Consider the following 14,984-nt stretch of genomic DNA (forward strand, 5'->3'; position numbering starts at 1 on the left):
AAGGACGGTAGCCCTATGACCAAGCGCATCAGTCTCAACGCGTTCGACATGACCTGCCCCACCCACCAGAGCCCCGGTCTGTGGCGGCACCCCGCCAACAGGGCCGACCAGTACAACACCCTCGAATACTGGACGGATCTCGCCCAGACCCTGGAACGCGGGAAATTCGACGCCCTGTTCCTGGCCGACGTCCTCGGGATCTACGACGTGTACAAGAACTCCTCGGCGCCTGCCCTGCGGGACGGCGACCAGGTGCCGCTCAACGACCCGTTCTTCCAGGTGCCGGCCATGGCCGCGGTGACCAAGAACCTCGGGTTCGCCGTCACCGCCGCGCTGACCTATGAACAGCCGTACTCCCTCGCCCGGAAGTTCTCCACCCTGGACCACCTCACCCGGGGGCGGATCGGCTGGAACGTCGTCACCTCCTACCTCGACAGTGCCGCCCGTAACCTGGGACGGACCGAGATCCTCGGCCACGACCAGCGCTACGACCTCGCCGATGAGTTCCTGGACGTGACCTACAAGCTCTGGGAAGGCTCCTGGGAAGACGACGCGGTCATCAAGGACCGCGTCCGGGGCATCTACACGGACCCCACCAAGGTCCACCCCATCCACCATGCGGGGGAGTACTTCCAGGTCCCGGGCATCCACCTCTCCGAGCCGTCCCCCCAGCGCAGCCCCGTCATCTTCCAGGCCGGCGCGTCCCCCAGGGGCCGGGATTTCGCCGCGAAGCACGGCGAAGGGGTGTTCATCAACGGGATCCGGCCGGACCTGACCCGGAAGGTCACCGACGACATCCGGGACCGCGCCGAACTGCGGGGCCGATCCCGGGACTCGGTGAAGATCTTCGCGCTGATGACCGCCGTCATCGCGGACTCCGACGCCGCCGCCGAGAAGCTCCACAAGGAATACCTCTCCTACAGCAGCTCCGAGGGCGCGTTCACGTTCTACGGCGGCTGGTCCGGGCTGGACCTGTCCGGGTACGCGCCGGATCAGCCCCTGAAGTACGTGGACACCAACGCCGTCCGCTCCGCCCTGTCGATCTTCACGAAGGCCGACCCCACCCGCGAATGGACTCCGGCGGACATCGCCCACTATCTCGGGGTGGGAGGTATCGGACCCGTCCTGGTCGGCAGCCCGCAGACCGTCGCCGACGAGATCGAACGCTGGGTCGACGACGCCGGACTGGACGGCATCAACCTGGCCTACGTGATCACTCCGGGATCCTTCGAGGACTTCGTGGAACTGGTCGTCCCGGAACTGCAGAAACGCGGACGTGTCTGGAAGGACTACGAGGGCTCAACCCTGCGTGAGTACATCAACGGCGCCGGCAACCGCTACGTGAACCCCGGGCATCCCGCCGCGCAGTACCGCAACGCCTATATCGGAGCACCCAGCGCCGCCGACACTCCCGCACGCCCGATCCTGATCGAGGAAACAGTATGAGCCTGACCATCGACGTCACCACGACCGCCACCCCCCGTTCGCCCTGGCACGGCAACGCCGACGCCGAGGAACTCGCCCACTGGCAGCAGGTCGCACGGCAGGCCGCCGACGAGCTCGCCGCCGACGCGCTCGAACGGGACCGTGCGAACAAGGACCCTTTCCAGGAAGTGGAGCTGCTGCGCAGATACGACCTCATCAACCTCCTGGTGCCCCAGGAGCTCGGTGGTGCAGGCGCCCACTGGGAGACGGCCCTCCACGTGATCCGGATCCTCGCCACCACCGACGGTTCCATCGCCCAACTGGTGGCCTACCACTACATCAACCAAGGATCGATCGTGTTCTACGGGGAACCGGCTGCGCAGGCGGACTGGCTGCGGCGCTCCGCCGACGGGCAATGGGTGTGGGGTGACTCCGTGAACCCGGTCGACCCGACCCTCGAACTCACCCCGGACGGCGACGGCTACCGGCTCAACGGCCTCAAACGCTTCTCCACCGGGTCCTCCGTGGGCGACGTCATCATCATCAACGCCCTGGTCACAGGTGGAACCAGCGACGGGAAGATCCTGGCCTTCGTCCTCGAGCGGGAACGCGCCGGCCTCGAACTCCAGGGCGACTGGGACTTCATGGGCCAACGGCTGTCCGCCAGTGGATCCGTGCGCTACGACGACGTCAGCGTCCGACCCGCGGACATTCTGGGCGAGGTCGGCGACGAGCCCTTCTCCACCCTCGTGACCCCCGGCATCCAGCTCGCCTTCGGCAACTTCTACCTCGGAGTCGCGCAAGGAGCCCTCGCCAAGGGCCGGGAAATCCTTCGGGCCCGCACCAACTCCTGGTTCCTCAGCCCAGCCGAAACCTACGCACAGGACCCCATCTTCCAGCGCACGGTCGGCGAACTGGTCGCCCGCACCGCTGCGGTCGAGGCCCTCGCCGGGGTGCTGAACCGCAGGTTCGACGACGCCCTCGCGCAGGGCGCGGCCATCACCGCCGAGGAAAGAGCCGACCTGGCCATCCTCATAGCCCAACTCAAAGTCGTCTCCACAGAAGTAGGTCTGGACGTCGCACACCGAATCTTCGAAGTGACCGGAGCAAGCTCCACCAGCAACAAGGTCGGACTCGACCTGTTCTGGCGCAACATCCGCACCCACTCCCTGCACGACCCCGTCGACTACAAGAAGGTCGAAGTAGGAGCCAACTACCTGCTCGGCGACGTCCAGCCCATCTCCCTCTACACCTGAGCCCTTCGCGACAGCCACCGCCAGTCCGAAGCACTCCCTGCGTCGTTTCGGGCAGCGATCCGGAGAAGGAACGACCCCACCGAGCGACCTGCGGAACTGGCCGCTAGCGAACCCTTTCCAGGCTGCGGTTGGTAAGTGAACCTGCCAACCGCAGCGGTAAGCAACCCACGACAGGAGCACCATGACCGACTACGAAACGGTGGCCGCCAAGTACCGCCCCATCTTCGAGCGCATTGCGGCAGGCGCACTGGAACGTGAACAGGACCGCGTTCTGCCGTTCGAACAAATCGAGTGGCTGAAGAATGCAGGGTTCGGTGCTGCCCGCGTCCCGGCTGAGTACGGCGGCGACGGGCTCACCTGGCCGCAATTCACCCGCCTCCTGATCGAACTGACAACCGCGGACAGCAACATCACCCAAGCCCTGCGAGGGCATATCGCCCTCGTCGAGGAGAACCTCTACCACTACCACCACCAGCAGGATCGCAGCGTCTGGCTCACACGCTTCGCTGCCGGCGACATCGCCGGAAACGCCTGGACGGAACCCGGAAAAGGTGGAACGTCGACCGTGCTCGAAGAAGCCGACGGGGTGCTGAGCCTGACCGGCCGCAAGTTCTACACCACGGGAACGATCTTCGCGGACTGGGTCGACGTCACCGCGCAGCGACCAGACGGCACGGACGTCTCGGTTGTCGTGTCCACGCAGGCCGCCGGCGTTGTGACCCTGGACGACTGGGACGGCTTCGGGCAGCGGCTCACCGGCAGCGGCACGACGATCTTCGACCACACACCCGTAAGTCCAGAGAATGTCTATGCCTTCGACAGCCGGTTCCCCTACCAGACAGCGCTGTACCAACACATCCTGCTGGTCGTCCTGACCGGTATCGGCAAGGCTGCCGAGCTGGAGGTCGCAGAGCAGGTGCGCGGACGGGACCGCGTCTTCAGTCACGGCAGTGCCTCACTCGTCCGCCACGATCCCCAGGTGCTGCAAGTCGTCGGCGAGATCTCCGCGAAAGTCTATGCTGCGGAATCGACCACGCTGCGGGTAGCCGAGGCCCTGGAGGACGTCTATCAAGCACGCCTGCACGGCGGAGCTGCCGAAGAAGCCGCCAACATTGCGGCCGAATTGGCCACCGCCCAAGCCCAGGTCGCGCTCAGTAGCCTCATACCGGAAGCCGCAGGAGCGCTGTTCGATGTCCTTGGGGCCTCCTCCACCAGCACCAGCAAGGGACTGGACCGGCATTGGCGTAACGCGCGCACTACGGCCACCCACAACCCATCCATCTATAAAGCCAAGATCGTGGGCGACTGGACCGTCAACGCAACACCACCTCCGTTCATCTGGACCATAGGCGTAGCCGGCGTGGAGGCACCGCTCAGGGAGGCATCCGTGGAAGGCTGAGACCGTTCTACGCGCCGATAGCAGCGCATATGACCGTTCTTGGCGGTACCGCGAGTTCTTCAGTATGAGGGAGCAATGAAGCTGAGGGACGAGCGGTAGTACGCCGGCACGGCTTGTATAACAAGGGATCGAGGACACGAGAGTGAATTTTCCGGCGGTCGCGCTTGCGCGGGAAAAAGACCAGTAGTTCTCCCGCTACGAACTTCTCGTGGTTGATCGGTATGGTGCTTGTTCTGGCCTATTGCTCTGCAACCCGCCCCGCGCGGGTCATCCACCTGTGGGCGGGTGGAGCCCGGAGGAATGAGCTCAAAGCCGTCCACCTGTGGGTGAGCCGCCCGCACCCGCGGTGCGGACTCTGATCACTCTCAACACCATGAACCCCACATGCTGCCCGCACCGACAGGGGAACAGTATGCCCGGCATGTCCCGATGTCCGTGCCGGCACCCACAGCCCGGCGCCGCTAGGGGATGCGGGGCGGCAGGAGAGTGGTGATGGCTGATCGAACAGGCACGGGGCGTCGTGTGTTTTGATGACCTGGTCCTGACCAGTGGACGAATACCCGCAGGGGGAGTGCGAGAAAAGACAGGAAGGGCTGCTGATGTACTCCTGAGGCGTCCCGCCGGCGGTGATCGCTGCGTGGTGCAGGGTCGACGTTCGGCGCGTTTACCGGGCCATCGACCACCAGGTTCGCAGGGTTGCGGAATGGTTCGACCGATGCTGGCCGATCCATGACCAGTCCTGAGCCTTGCCCGGCGCCGTCATCGACGCAGTCGTGAGCAGGTATGCCGCCATCGCTGCCTATGTGGAGCGGACGGGTGGTTTGCCGGCGCGAAACGACAGCACGGAGGCCCGGGCGTTGTACCGGTGGTTGGGGAACCAGCGCCGAAGCCACGACGCGGGCCGTCTCGCCCAGGACAAGGTTGAGGCCCTAGACAGGCTGGGGGAGTGGGTGGGCACGAGGAACGGTAACTCGGAGGAGTTGTGGGTGCTACGCCTCGAGCAGGTACGGCAGGTACGGCAGGTCCGGGTGGAAGTCGGTAGGTTCCCGTTCTATGACCCGCAACGCTACCCGGACGAGAAGGTTCTCGCGGTTTGGTTGCACCGCCAGCGCACCTGGCAGCGGAAGGGCCGGCTTCGTCCCGACCGACAAGAGACTCTGACCGAAGTGCTGCCTGGCTGGGATGCACCCGCCACTACCTGGCAGCGGAGCCCTTCACCCGGGCATGCTGATTTCTAGCTCTCACACTCCCGCTCCCTGTCTTTATGGAGAGCCTCGACAAGGGCATTGCACGCTCGAGGTGCGCCACCCGTGCCGGTGGTTGTCGGCGACAAATGTGGCTGAGCCAGCGTGGGGCTTGTTCCTGGTGTCCGGGGGGGGCGTCTTTTACTCTTCGGTGGGAATAGGCGTCGGGGTGGAGGTCGGTCCTGCATTCTGATCTGGAGCGGAGGGTAGAACGGTGAACCCGGTGTTGAAGTTGTATTGGGGCCGGTAGTCCTCCTTGGGGAAGGAGTCGAAATAAGCAGCGTTGTCCTTGGAGTTGTATACCTCACCCCCGGGGTTCCACACCCGGATGATTCTCTGGTCCGGTGCTGTAGGGCTTTGATCGATGGACCACGCCCAGCCCTCCAAAACGTCACCCTTGTCCCGAAGGTATTCGTCGGTGGGAACCGCGCCGTTGTTCTCGCTCATATAGGTGTTGATAGTTGACGCTGTCCGGTAGAGCATTTTGGTCGTCTCGAAGTCGATCTCCCCCAAGGGTGTTGTCTCTTCCTCGGGTGGGGGAGTCGTGGCGATGCTGGTTGGAAGGGCGCGGTCGCTGCGAATCGTGTATGCCGTTGCTTCTGTGTTGTAGGCGTAGGCGTCCGGATGGAAGACCTTGATGGTGTAGTTGTCGGACTCGGTTGTTTCGAAGGGGATCTCGAAGCCTTCGGGTTTGACGTTTGCCACCGAGTATTCGAGTGCTTGTTGGAGCCGTCCCAGCGGAACCGGTTCGCCAGTTCCGCGGATGCTGTCAGCATGACCACGAAGGGTGTTGCCGATATTTCGGGCCCACTCATCCGTGTAGAGCCCCAGGCGGAGGCGTTTGACCTCGGAGAGCGGTGATGATTCTGCTGGCGGGGATGTGCTTGAGGACGGGAATGTGGTTGTGCTCGGGGTTGGAGTGCCCGTGCTGGTGATGTCGTCTGTTGGAGTCGGCATGGAAGTCGTGGTCTCAGGAATAGCCGAGGGGGATTCAGGTACCCCGGTGGTAGGTGGGGCTTCGGGAACAGTTGCGGATGGTTGAGGTCCAGACTCGTTACCTTCTTGCGGGAAGGTGCAACCGGTCAGGACGCATAGAGTTGCAAGTCCTGTGATGGTCAGCGGAATGTCTCGTGCCATCGTGTCTCCTTGGCGATGTGTCGAGACCTGCTGTTCCTACCCCAGTGCGGCAATCATTCCACGTGCCACGCACCGGGGGCATGCGGGCGGCCCTGTAATCCCTGCTGTCCGGTTGGGTGCGGACCAAGCAGCGGAGCCTGGGCGCCCATGTTGGCAGGGCGCACGCACCCTTCTGCTCTGCACTAACCCCTGCACCCCTTGTTGTGGGTCAGCAGGGGCAGAATGACGGCCATGTGTGGACGCTTCGTGATCGCTGGGAACAAGGCCACCATCAGGGATGCGTTCAGCGTCATAGAGTCCTTTGAGGATGAGCTGAAGCCGTCGTGGAACGCGGCCCCGATGCAGGGGATCCCGTTCGTATCCGAGCAGCTGCGCGAGGGCGAGCTGGTGCGGCGCCTCGAGATAGCCCATTGGGGACTCGTCCCCGTCTGGTTCAAGGACTCGAAGGTCGGCGCCCGAATGATCGACGCCCGCAGCGAGACGGTCACAGAGAAACCGTCGTTCCGCGTCGCGGCCGCCAAGCGCAGCGCCCTGGTACCGGCGAACGGGTACTACGAGTGGCAGAAGAACGAAGACGGGACGAAGATCCCGCACTACCTCCACGGCGAGGACGAGGAGCAGCTGCTGGGCTTCGCCGGCCTGTGTGAGTTCTGGCTCGACCCCACCAAGCCGGAGGACGCCGACGACATGTGGTTGGAGACCGCGACGATCCTCACCCGGGCCGCGCACGACACGCTCGGGCACATTCATGACAGGACGCCTGTCATAATCCCCACGGACCTGCAGGATCAGTGGCTGGACCCGACGATGACGGAGCGGGACCAGGTGCGGCACTTTACGGACACCATTCCCGAACCCAACCTGGTGCCGCGGATCGTTGGCAGAGAGGTCGGATCAGTCCGTAGCAATGGGCCCGAACCTACTGCTCCGCTGCGTTAGTCCAAACGTTCGGTTCATCAACTGCTTCAAAGACTTTGATCGCGTTATCGAGATTAGTAGTTGAGGTCGTATGTGGGTTTGTTTGGTGTGCCTTGCGGCGCCAACCAACAGGCGGCTTGCTTCAGCGAGAGTGATTGCGTGTACTTCCACGCGTCGCCCCCGCTCCATTACTTTGAAGAGTGGGTCCGGCGGCACCTTGATGCTTTGAAACAACCCGAGGGCAGAAATTGCGTTACCAGCGACGAAGACGTACTCGATCGCGGTCGGCTTGCAGAAAGGACCGTTTGCGCACCTGCGTTTTGGTACGCAGCACCTCCAGAGGGTTAGCTTCAGTGGCTGGTCGGTTCAGTGATCGAGGAGCAGGTCACGGATCAGATCATTGCCTTTTTGGGAGGGGTGGGTGTAGTCCGCGGCCAGCAGGTCCCCGGACGGGGTGAGCCCGTCGGGTCCGTTGAAGGCGGTGAGGAGGTCCACGCACTCGCCCTCAATGCGTTCCGCTTCTTCGCACGCCGTCGTTCGCCACGCATCGAGACTGGTGGCGACCGTCTGCGACGCTCCTCTTACGGTGTGGGCTCCAAGGGCTTCGAAGTCTGACCAGCCAGTCCATGCGTTGAATGCAGTGAGGACAACGATTCGCGCATCCGGAGCGAGGTCCCGGGCATGCTTGAGGACGCCTGCCAGATCGGCCCCCGCGGCTCCCGTCCGGTCTGCGATGCAATCGGCTGTGGTCGCTATCAGGGCGTCGGCGGCTCCGGCAGCAGTGTCGAGGTTTAAGGACGTGTCGGCACAGGAGCCGGTGTCGTAGGGCGGCTGATCGTTGTAGCCGACCGACACGATGATGACCGCTGCGTCGGACAGCTCCTCATCGAGTGACCCGCTTTGTACTTCTTCGAGGATGTCGGCCGTCCGCGCACCGTCGTGTCTGGACCGGTTTACCGCTGTGTAGGTCTCGGCGTTCTGGTCGGTCAGAGCCTGGGCGTAGCTGTCGACGAATCCGGTGCAGTTTGGGCAGTCGTCCGGTGAGTTGTAGGGAATGGAGTCGCCGATGGCCACTACGGTCAGCGGTGCAGCGGAATCGTCTGCAGACGGAGTCGGTGGTGCTGATAATGGTGCCGCGGCGCAGCCGGAAGCAAGGCCAATTACTGCCAGAACAAGCGATGCCGCCGCGACCTTATGGCGTTTCGTCGTCGCACCTCGTGGGAAGGCCCGAATGACGGCTCGCGCTCCGAGGTGGGGTGGCAACGATGGAATGGAGTACGATTCCGGCCCAGGAATCATTTGTCTGGAACCCATGATGGTCTTTCATCGTCGGAGGATATGACCCACAAAAAGGGTCCGTGTCGGATACGCACCAGGATCGGCGTTCGTGAGAACGCATGACCAGTAAAAGCGCTACGGGGGAGCTACAGCAGAGGGTACTTGCAACGCAGGGTCAGTACCGCTTGGAGTTCCTGTTCAGGACCGCTATTTCATCGCCTCGTCCAGCAGCTCGCAGACGTCGCTGACGTATTGGGTGGTGTTCTCGGCGACTTCGACGGAGACGGGCTCCAGGACTTCGGGATCCTCCGAGAATTCAAGGTCGATCGTCAGGCGGCCTTTTTCGAAGTAGAAGAACTCCGGAAAACCTTCGTCCACCAGCGCGTCGGCCTCGATGTCGCTGAGGGGCCAGATGATGGAAGACGCCCCGAGTGAGACGGAGACGTTTCTTTGGTCCGCCGAGATGCGCTCGGCAGCCCGGCCCGAGATGTCGAGTTCATCGACGACTGCTTTGTCGGACTTGCGGGTGAGGTCGACGGTGGCGTCCCCCCGGTACTTGATGACGGTGCTGCCGTCTCGTCGCACCTTCACTTTCCACTCGACCTCCTGAACGTCGCCCGCAGTCAGGATGACGGTGTCACCGCAGGCTTCGATGTCGATCGGGTCGTAATAGTCTGCGGGAACGGGCACGTAATGCCCGCCCGTGTCCTCAGGTGAAGAGTCGGGTGGTTCCTCGGCGGCATCGGCGCCGGCGGGGGCTACCCCGGCGGTGAAGGTGAGAGCGAGCAGCAGGGGAAGATAACGGAATTTCTTGAGGTCTTTCACGGTGACTCCCTTGGCACTGCAGGATCACGCCTCCGGTGTCCTGCCTGCTGAATGAAATTCATTGCCTGCTAGGCGACGAGACCGGTGATGGTTCCTCGGCGGTGTCAGGGACGCCGACACGGGCATGCTATTCCCGCTCCCTGACCCCGTCAACGACGCTTCGCTACGGGAACCAATGACCAGGAACCGGGGGCGAACGGGCCGACCTCGGCGGTGGCCTCAAAACAAAGGCAACATTCATCGTCATGGCGTTCGGCGAGGTGACTGGAAGCAGGGCATTGACGTCATCGCCCGCGTCATTGTCAGCTGCGTCGATCATCCCGATCGTGTTCGCGCTGGTCGGAGTCGCTGTTTCGATCAGCGGCTCGGCATCTGCTATCAGACGCTTCCGTCGCCCTGCATGCCCTCGAAAATGTCTGTCAGCGGTGCACCGCCCGCTTCCCGCAGCGGCCAGGCGATGGTGTGCCACTCATGCCTGAGCCCTTGCCTGAAGGTGTCGTCGTCCACCTCGGTCGGCATGAGCACCAGGCCCTGGCTCCGGTGCGCTCGAAGCCCCCCGATGACCCGGTCTGCAACCGAGTCAATCCTGACGTGCACCCCGATCTCGCTATCAGGCACGGCGCGCAGGTGATAGAGGCGATCGGGCTGCCATGGCGGGATCTCCTGAGCCAGACGGAAGGCCTGGTGCCGATCGAACCACGATTGCTGAATGGCTCCGTGTAGCAGTCGATGTAGCCCTGGCCCCCCGGCCTGCCGGACCCGGTGGAACGCCGCATCTGTCGCCGCCCCGATCGCGACATGATCGGGATGGCCGGTGACGCCGTCGGGCCCGAAGGTGACCACGACGTCCGGCCGTTCGTCATCGAGGAACGCGCTCACCTGGTCGACGAGCAGTTCGAATGGCACGTTCTGCAGACTGCCGTCCGGATGACCCAGCCAGTCATGCCGTTCCGGGCGGTGACCTACCGCATCCCAGGCGCGGTCGTCCTCTTCCCGCCTGACTGCACCGAGCCCCTCCGCACCCACGACGACACCCGGCGCGACCTCCCCGGCCGCGCCGTCGGTCGCGTGTAGCACGACGACGCGCAGGCGCGGGTCGTCACGGTGCAGCGCGACGGACCCGAACACCGCGTAGCACTCGTCGTCGGGGTGAGCGAAGCACAGGCCGAGCGACGTCCCCGTCATGATCCGATCACCCGTCAATGGTAAGGCTGCGGGGTTAGCTCCGACGGTCCAGAACATCGCACTTCTGCCGCACCGTCCGGTGACCGATGGTTTACCGGACGTGGCGAGAGGATGCCAAAAGGCTCTCAATGGCGTCAGCCAGTTCTGAATACGGTCGGCGACCGTCAAGTCTAAGGGTTGCACCCTGTCGTAGCAGCGGTACGATGTCGGGCTTGCAGCCCGAGCATGGCGCCCGCGGCAAGCACTCCGATACCGAGCAGGCCCTCACCAGGAACGGTACCGATGTTCCAGGTGTCATTGCGACCGACAGCTGGAACACCGGTATCGGCGCCCCCTACCGGTAACTGCGCCACCTGAGGTGGCCCGTAAAGACCTTCCTCCGGTGTGGGGTGAACACCGTATGTCTGGACGAAGTTGATGTAGCAGGGGTAACGGCCATCGGGGAACACGATGCTGCCCGGGTTCACGGCGCATAGGTCCGACCCGTCGGTGCTCACCACGGCGATGGTGCCGGGTGCCGTGTCGGTCCCGGTGCCGGTGCCGGTGCCGGTGCCGACGAGAGTTCCCGCCGTGCCGCCCTCGTTCGTGCCGCCCTCGTTCGTGCCGCCGTCGCCTGCGCCACTGGCGGCGCCGTCGTCGGCCGGACCCTCGTCAGTACCTCGGTCGGGGCCATCGGCTCCGCCGTTGTCACCGGACACCGGGACCTCGGGGTCGACGGGTGTGGCCGGGGTGGTCGGGGTGGTCGGATTGACAGGAGTTCCTGCCTCTGCACTGCAATCTGTGCTGTGATCGCCGAGCAGCGTGACGTGGTTGCCGCCGACATTCACCGGAAGGGCGACGTCCGGAGTGATCACGTTCCCGCCCAGGATGCCGCCGGTCGAACCACCGGAGGGCCCGGCGCCGTCGGTGCAGAGGCCTGCATCAAGACCGAGCGAACAGTCGAGCAAAATTACGATCTCCTGGACAGTGGCATCGGGCGGAGGGTAGGACGATACTCGGCTGCATGGTAACTACCGGCACTCCCTCACTCACCAGGTCCATTCCGCGTGGCATGGCGGCAGGTATCGCCGGAACAGCAGTGATGTCGGCATTTCAACAGGTCGTCGAGATGCCGATCACGGGGCGCGAGGCCAGCTACGCGCCCGCCGATCTTGCCGAACGAATCCTGCCCATTCATCCTCAGACGCAGCAGGGACGCGAGCGTTTGAACTGGGGAACCCATATGGCTTTGGGCACTTTGTGGGGATCAGCGTATGGGGTCACCACCCATGTTGGGCTTCGGGGAGTCAAAGCTTTCGCGGTCGTGTTTCCTGCCGTGTACACCGGTGATGTGCTCCTCAACACCGTCCTCGGGTTGTACAAGCCCGGCACTTGGACCGCCCAGGAATGGGCAGTTGACCTCACAAACAAAGCAGTGCAGGCAGCAGCGACCGGCATTCTCAACGACTACCTTTTCAACAAGGACCAGGAAGTGCTGCCTGCCGAGTGACGGGCCAGATACTTCGGTCGACGTTGCCGATGATCGAGTGGAAGGGTGTGGACCCTCGTGATCCATTGCTTCAAGGTTCATGCCAAGAGCCCTCGCAACCTCTAGCGCTTCTGTCGTTGGAAGCGTCAATCTCAATGATCGAGAAGGACCAAAGATGGCTGATCTGAGTGCTCTTGCCTTAACCTGTTCTCTTACGCCCTCACCGGCACCGTCGAGCAGTGAACTGCTCGCCCGTCACCTGCTCGATGAACTAGGAAGCTATGGCGTGAGCGCTGCCTCCTTGAGGGTCGTTGATTACAACGTGATGCCGGGAGTGCAGACCGACATGGGTGCTGGGGACGATTGGCCGAGGATCCGTGAGCAGATACTCGCGGCTGACATTTTGGTCCTCGCCACCCCTATCTGGATGGGTCATCCCTGCAGCGTCGCCCAGCGAGTCATCGAACGGCTCGATGCCGAGCTTTCCGAGACAGATGATGCGGGCCGGCCCCTCATGTACGGGAAGGTTGCTGTCATCGCCGTGGTGGGCAACGAAGACGGAGCCCACAAAGTCATTGCCGACACACAGCAGGCCCTGAACGACGTCGGGTTCACCGTTCCGGCCCAAGGTGGAACCTATTGGGTAGGGGAAGCGATGCACAAAGTGGATTACCAGGACTTGGACAGCGTTCCCGAGAAAACCGCAGCCGCAACCGCTAGCGCGGCCCGCAACGCCGTCCATCTCGCCCGTCTCCTCGCAACCGCCCCGTATCCTGCCGGGTAAGTGAGGCGGCGGCTCTTGCAACGCAACCCGGTTCCTGAGGAAACGTTCTCAGCGGGCGATAGTCGTCATCGTGGACATAACGAAACCTAACAATGTGTGACCTGCCGGGGTGCCGGACGAGATGATTCAGGGGGAGCGTGGTGACGATGATCGATACACCCATCGGTGGCCAGCATCACATATAGGCCACCGAGCATCACCATCAGCGATGAAGCCTCGTGCACGTCCTCATCCCACCGACGGCGGCGAGGACTCAGAACATGGCGACGAGGAGTGGTGTGCGGGGCGACCGCGAGGCATGAGTGCGGTTAGCGTAGGAGCCGGCCGATGGCCTGTGTCGCTTCCTTGATCTTCAGATCGAGGGTGTCGACGCCCTCGGAGGAGTCGCTGGTTGCTGCTGCGTGGGCCGCGTCGACGACGCAGTGCCGCAGGTGATCCTCCAGCAGCCCCAGGCTCACGGCGTGCATGGCGCTGTTGACCGCGGCGACCTGGGTGAGGATGTCGATGCAGTACTTGTGGTCCTCGACCATGCGGACGATCCCCCGGACCTGACCCTCGATACGCCTCAAGCGCCGCAGGTAGGCGTCCTTGTCAGCCGTATAGCCATGCCCCGAGGACTGCGCCGTGGCGGGAGTGTTGACCCTGGCCGAAGTGGTCGTGGACGTCCCGCCGTCAGCCGATATGTCGGCGGATGTAGTGCCGGCTGTACTGCCAGCTGTACTGCCAGCTGTGGTGGCGGATGTGGTGTCGCTGCGCGTTCCGGACCCGGTGCTCACGGTCGTTCCCTTTCATCACCAACCAATGCGTTTCCGGCCATGGCCGGTCGTCATCGTTGGTGCGTTCCCCAACCACGCCCTGCGCGCAGCCACCTCTAGTATCCCAGCCCCATTCCTGCACCAGTATGCCCCGATCAACGCGGGGTGTGACGTGGTTGCACTTGCGAACCATCAGCCCCTATTTCTCGGCGTGTTGAACAGACACGCCGTCACTCGTTCTCTGAATGTGACACCGATACCACCCCGGGGTATTGTCGGCGAGTGTTCACGGCACCCGCCGAGGATGCTTTCCCGCGCAGAATGCCGAGCCCTGCCGCTGCATCCGGGAGCCGTTCGTACAACCCAGTAGGCAGGGACGGGGGAACCACGTTTCCACCGGGCCATCGCACGCTCTTTGTGTGGTGACCCTCGGGGTTAAGTCGATCCAACGACCGACGTGCCAGGATCTGCAGCGGCGTCGCCATGGCAGGGACAGTACGAGGGACGAAGGACGGCCGGGTGAACTCCCATCCGAACCCGACAGCTCACCCCGCAGGCATGGGAGAGGCAATCACCATGACACGTACGTCCATTCCGGCGCGCCACCGCGCCGCAGTCACCCACTCCATCGCCCTCGAGGGCCTGTCGCACTCCGCGAAGACCGGCGCTGTTGCGCTCGGCAAGCCCGCCATCATCGCCGCCGCCACCGGAGGCCTCGTGTTCGCCGTCGGCGCCCCCGCCCAGGCCGGCACCTACACGCAGGACACTGCCAGCACCACGGGCACGGTCGCCCAGGCCCCCGCCGCTCCAGCTACCGCTGCAGGAGTTCACACCGTCGTCGCCGGTGACACCATGGGCGCCATCGCTTTCCGGCATGGCCTGAACCTCGACACGCTGCTCTCCCAGAACGGCTTGTCCTACGGCTCGGTCATTCAGCCCGGACAGAAAATCAGCCTCTCCGGCGGCGCCGCCGCCGCTGTCAGCCCCGCCACGGTCCCCGCCGCAGCACCGGCCGGCCAGGTATTCTACGCAGCCCCCGCAGTCGCCCCCGTCGCGGCACCCGCTCCCGCAGCAGCCCCTGCACCAGCCCCAGCGGCTCAGCCGACATACTCCCTGACCTCGGCCGCTATCTCCCCGATCGCCCCCGCAGCCCCGGCCCCTGATGCGCCGAGCGTTCCCGCCAGCGGTATCGGCGCGGCCCTCGTCGTCTCGGCGTACGGCCAGATCGGATCCATTCAGGACTGCACCGTCCTCGTCGAGCGGGCCCTGCGCTCCATCGGCAAGAACGTCGGCGACCTCGGGCCCACGCA

14 protein-coding genes and 1 riboswitch are annotated in these 14,984 nt (G+C 64.0%); of the genes, 8 read left to right on the top strand and 6 right to left on the bottom strand.

The annotated features are described in order from the left end of the window. Positions 1 to 15 precede the first annotated feature (15 nt). From CXQ97_RS15940 to CXQ97_RS20675, 4 genes are all read left to right on the top strand, one after another. The gene (locus tag CXQ97_RS15940) at positions 16 to 1,446 is read left to right on the top strand and encodes an LLM class flavin-dependent oxidoreductase (protein ID WP_104181865.1); all 1,431 of its coding nucleotides are present in this window, start codon (positions 16 to 18) and stop codon (positions 1,444 to 1,446) included. Beyond that, the gene (locus tag CXQ97_RS15945) at positions 1,443 to 2,681 is read left to right on the top strand and encodes an acyl-CoA dehydrogenase family protein (protein ID WP_104181866.1); all 1,239 of its coding nucleotides are present in this window, start codon (positions 1,443 to 1,445) and stop codon (positions 2,679 to 2,681) included. Before CXQ97_RS15940 ends, CXQ97_RS15945 begins: the two co-directional genes overlap by 4 nt. 181 nt (positions 2,682 to 2,862) lie before the next feature. After that, positions 2,863 to 4,080, top strand: coding sequence for an acyl-CoA dehydrogenase family protein (locus tag CXQ97_RS15950; protein ID WP_104181867.1), 1,218 nt, complete (start codon positions 2,863 to 2,865; stop codon positions 4,078 to 4,080). 773 nt (positions 4,081 to 4,853) lie between these two features. Continuing rightward, a complete protein-coding gene (locus CXQ97_RS20675) occupies positions 4,854 to 5,318 on the top strand; it encodes a Helicase associated domain protein (RefSeq protein WP_368784513.1) in 465 nt (154 codons plus the stop codon). Positions 5,319 to 5,465: 147 nt separating this feature from the next. Here the strand turns inward: CXQ97_RS20675 and CXQ97_RS15960 are convergent, their stop codons facing one another. Beyond that, positions 5,466 to 6,281 (bottom strand): hypothetical protein, encoded by an 816-nt coding sequence (locus CXQ97_RS15960; protein WP_146069686.1) that lies wholly within the window; start codon positions 6,279 to 6,281, stop codon positions 5,466 to 5,468. 411 nt (positions 6,282 to 6,692) lie between these two features. Between CXQ97_RS15960 and CXQ97_RS15965 the strand changes: the two genes are divergently transcribed. Beyond that, positions 6,693 to 7,400, top strand: coding sequence for an SOS response-associated peptidase (locus tag CXQ97_RS15965; protein ID WP_104181870.1), 708 nt, complete (start codon positions 6,693 to 6,695; stop codon positions 7,398 to 7,400). A 345-nt stretch (positions 7,401 to 7,745) separates the two neighbouring features. On the opposite strand, the gene CXQ97_RS15970 is transcribed toward CXQ97_RS15965, so the two are convergent. From CXQ97_RS15970 to CXQ97_RS15985, 4 genes are all read right to left on the bottom strand, one after another. Continuing rightward, positions 7,746 to 8,453 (bottom strand): SGNH/GDSL hydrolase family protein, encoded by a 708-nt coding sequence (locus CXQ97_RS15970; protein WP_181035116.1) that lies wholly within the window; start codon positions 8,451 to 8,453, stop codon positions 7,746 to 7,748. 411 nt (positions 8,454 to 8,864) lie between these two features. After that, entirely contained in the window at positions 8,865 to 9,482 is a 618-nt protein-coding gene (locus CXQ97_RS15975) for a hypothetical protein (protein WP_104181872.1), read from the bottom strand. Positions 9,483 to 9,860: 378 nt separating this feature from the next. Continuing rightward, the gene (locus tag CXQ97_RS15980) at positions 9,861 to 10,724 is read right to left on the bottom strand and encodes a PIG-L deacetylase family protein (protein WP_258062667.1); all 864 of its coding nucleotides are present in this window, start codon (positions 10,722 to 10,724) and stop codon (positions 9,861 to 9,863) included. A gap of 113 nt (positions 10,725 to 10,837) precedes the next feature. Continuing rightward, a complete protein-coding gene (locus CXQ97_RS15985) occupies positions 10,838 to 11,614 on the bottom strand; it encodes a hypothetical protein (RefSeq protein ID WP_104181874.1) in 777 nt (258 codons plus the stop codon). A gap of 56 nt (positions 11,615 to 11,670) precedes the next feature. Here CXQ97_RS15985 and CXQ97_RS15990 point away from each other — a divergent pair, with 56 nt between their 5' ends. Both CXQ97_RS15990 and CXQ97_RS15995 read left to right on the top strand, forming a co-directional pair. Next, a complete protein-coding gene (locus tag CXQ97_RS15990; RefSeq protein ID WP_104181875.1) occupies positions 11,671 to 12,156 on the top strand; it encodes a hypothetical protein in 486 nt (161 codons plus the stop codon). Positions 12,157 to 12,310: 154 nt separating this feature from the next. Further along, a complete protein-coding gene (locus CXQ97_RS15995; protein ID WP_104181876.1) occupies positions 12,311 to 12,919 on the top strand; it encodes a flavodoxin family protein in 609 nt (202 codons plus the stop codon). A gap of 308 nt (positions 12,920 to 13,227) precedes the next feature. On the opposite strand, the gene CXQ97_RS16000 is transcribed toward CXQ97_RS15995, so the two are convergent. Further along, the gene (locus CXQ97_RS16000) at positions 13,228 to 13,602 is read right to left on the bottom strand and encodes a metal-sensitive transcriptional regulator (RefSeq protein WP_258062670.1); all 375 of its coding nucleotides are present in this window, start codon (positions 13,600 to 13,602) and stop codon (positions 13,228 to 13,230) included. Positions 13,603 to 13,986: 384 nt separating this feature from the next. Next, positions 13,987 to 14,248, top strand: a riboswitch (cyclic di-AMP (ydaO/yuaA leader). A gap of 2 nt (positions 14,249 to 14,250) precedes the next feature. Between CXQ97_RS16000 and CXQ97_RS16005 the strand changes: the two genes are divergently transcribed. Beyond that, a partial coding sequence (locus CXQ97_RS16005) for a LysM peptidoglycan-binding domain-containing protein (protein ID WP_104181885.1) occupies positions 14,251 to 14,984 on the top strand: 734 nt, incomplete at its 3' end.

This window comes from Arthrobacter sp. B0490, from assembly GCF_002929355.1.
Lineage (GTDB): Bacteria > Actinomycetota > Actinomycetes > Actinomycetales > Micrococcaceae > Arthrobacter_D.

Bases quoted from the DNA above. Each gene is read 5' to 3' on its own strand.
- CXQ97_RS15945 (WP_104181866.1), top strand. From the start codon at position 1,443: ATGAGCCTGACCATCGACGTCACCACGACCGCCACCCCCCGTTCGCCC.
- CXQ97_RS15940 (WP_104181865.1), top strand. From the start codon at position 16: ATGACCAAGCGCATCAGTCTCAACGCGTTCGACATGACCTGCCCCACC.
- CXQ97_RS15995 (WP_104181876.1), top strand. From the start codon at position 12,311: ATGGCTGATCTGAGTGCTCTTGCCTTAACCTGTTCTCTTACGCCCTCA.
- CXQ97_RS15990 (WP_104181875.1), top strand. From the start codon at position 11,671: ATGGTAACTACCGGCACTCCCTCACTCACCAGGTCCATTCCGCGTGGC.
- CXQ97_RS15950 (WP_104181867.1), top strand. From the start codon at position 2,863: ATGACCGACTACGAAACGGTGGCCGCCAAGTACCGCCCCATCTTCGAG.
- CXQ97_RS15965 (WP_104181870.1), top strand. From the start codon at position 6,693: ATGTGTGGACGCTTCGTGATCGCTGGGAACAAGGCCACCATCAGGGAT.
- CXQ97_RS15980 (WP_258062667.1), bottom strand. From the start codon at position 10,724: ATGTTCTGGACCGTCGGAGCTAACCCCGCAGCCTTACCATTGACGGGT.
- CXQ97_RS15960 (WP_146069686.1), bottom strand. From the start codon at position 6,281: ATGCCGACTCCAACAGACGACATCACCAGCACGGGCACTCCAACCCCG.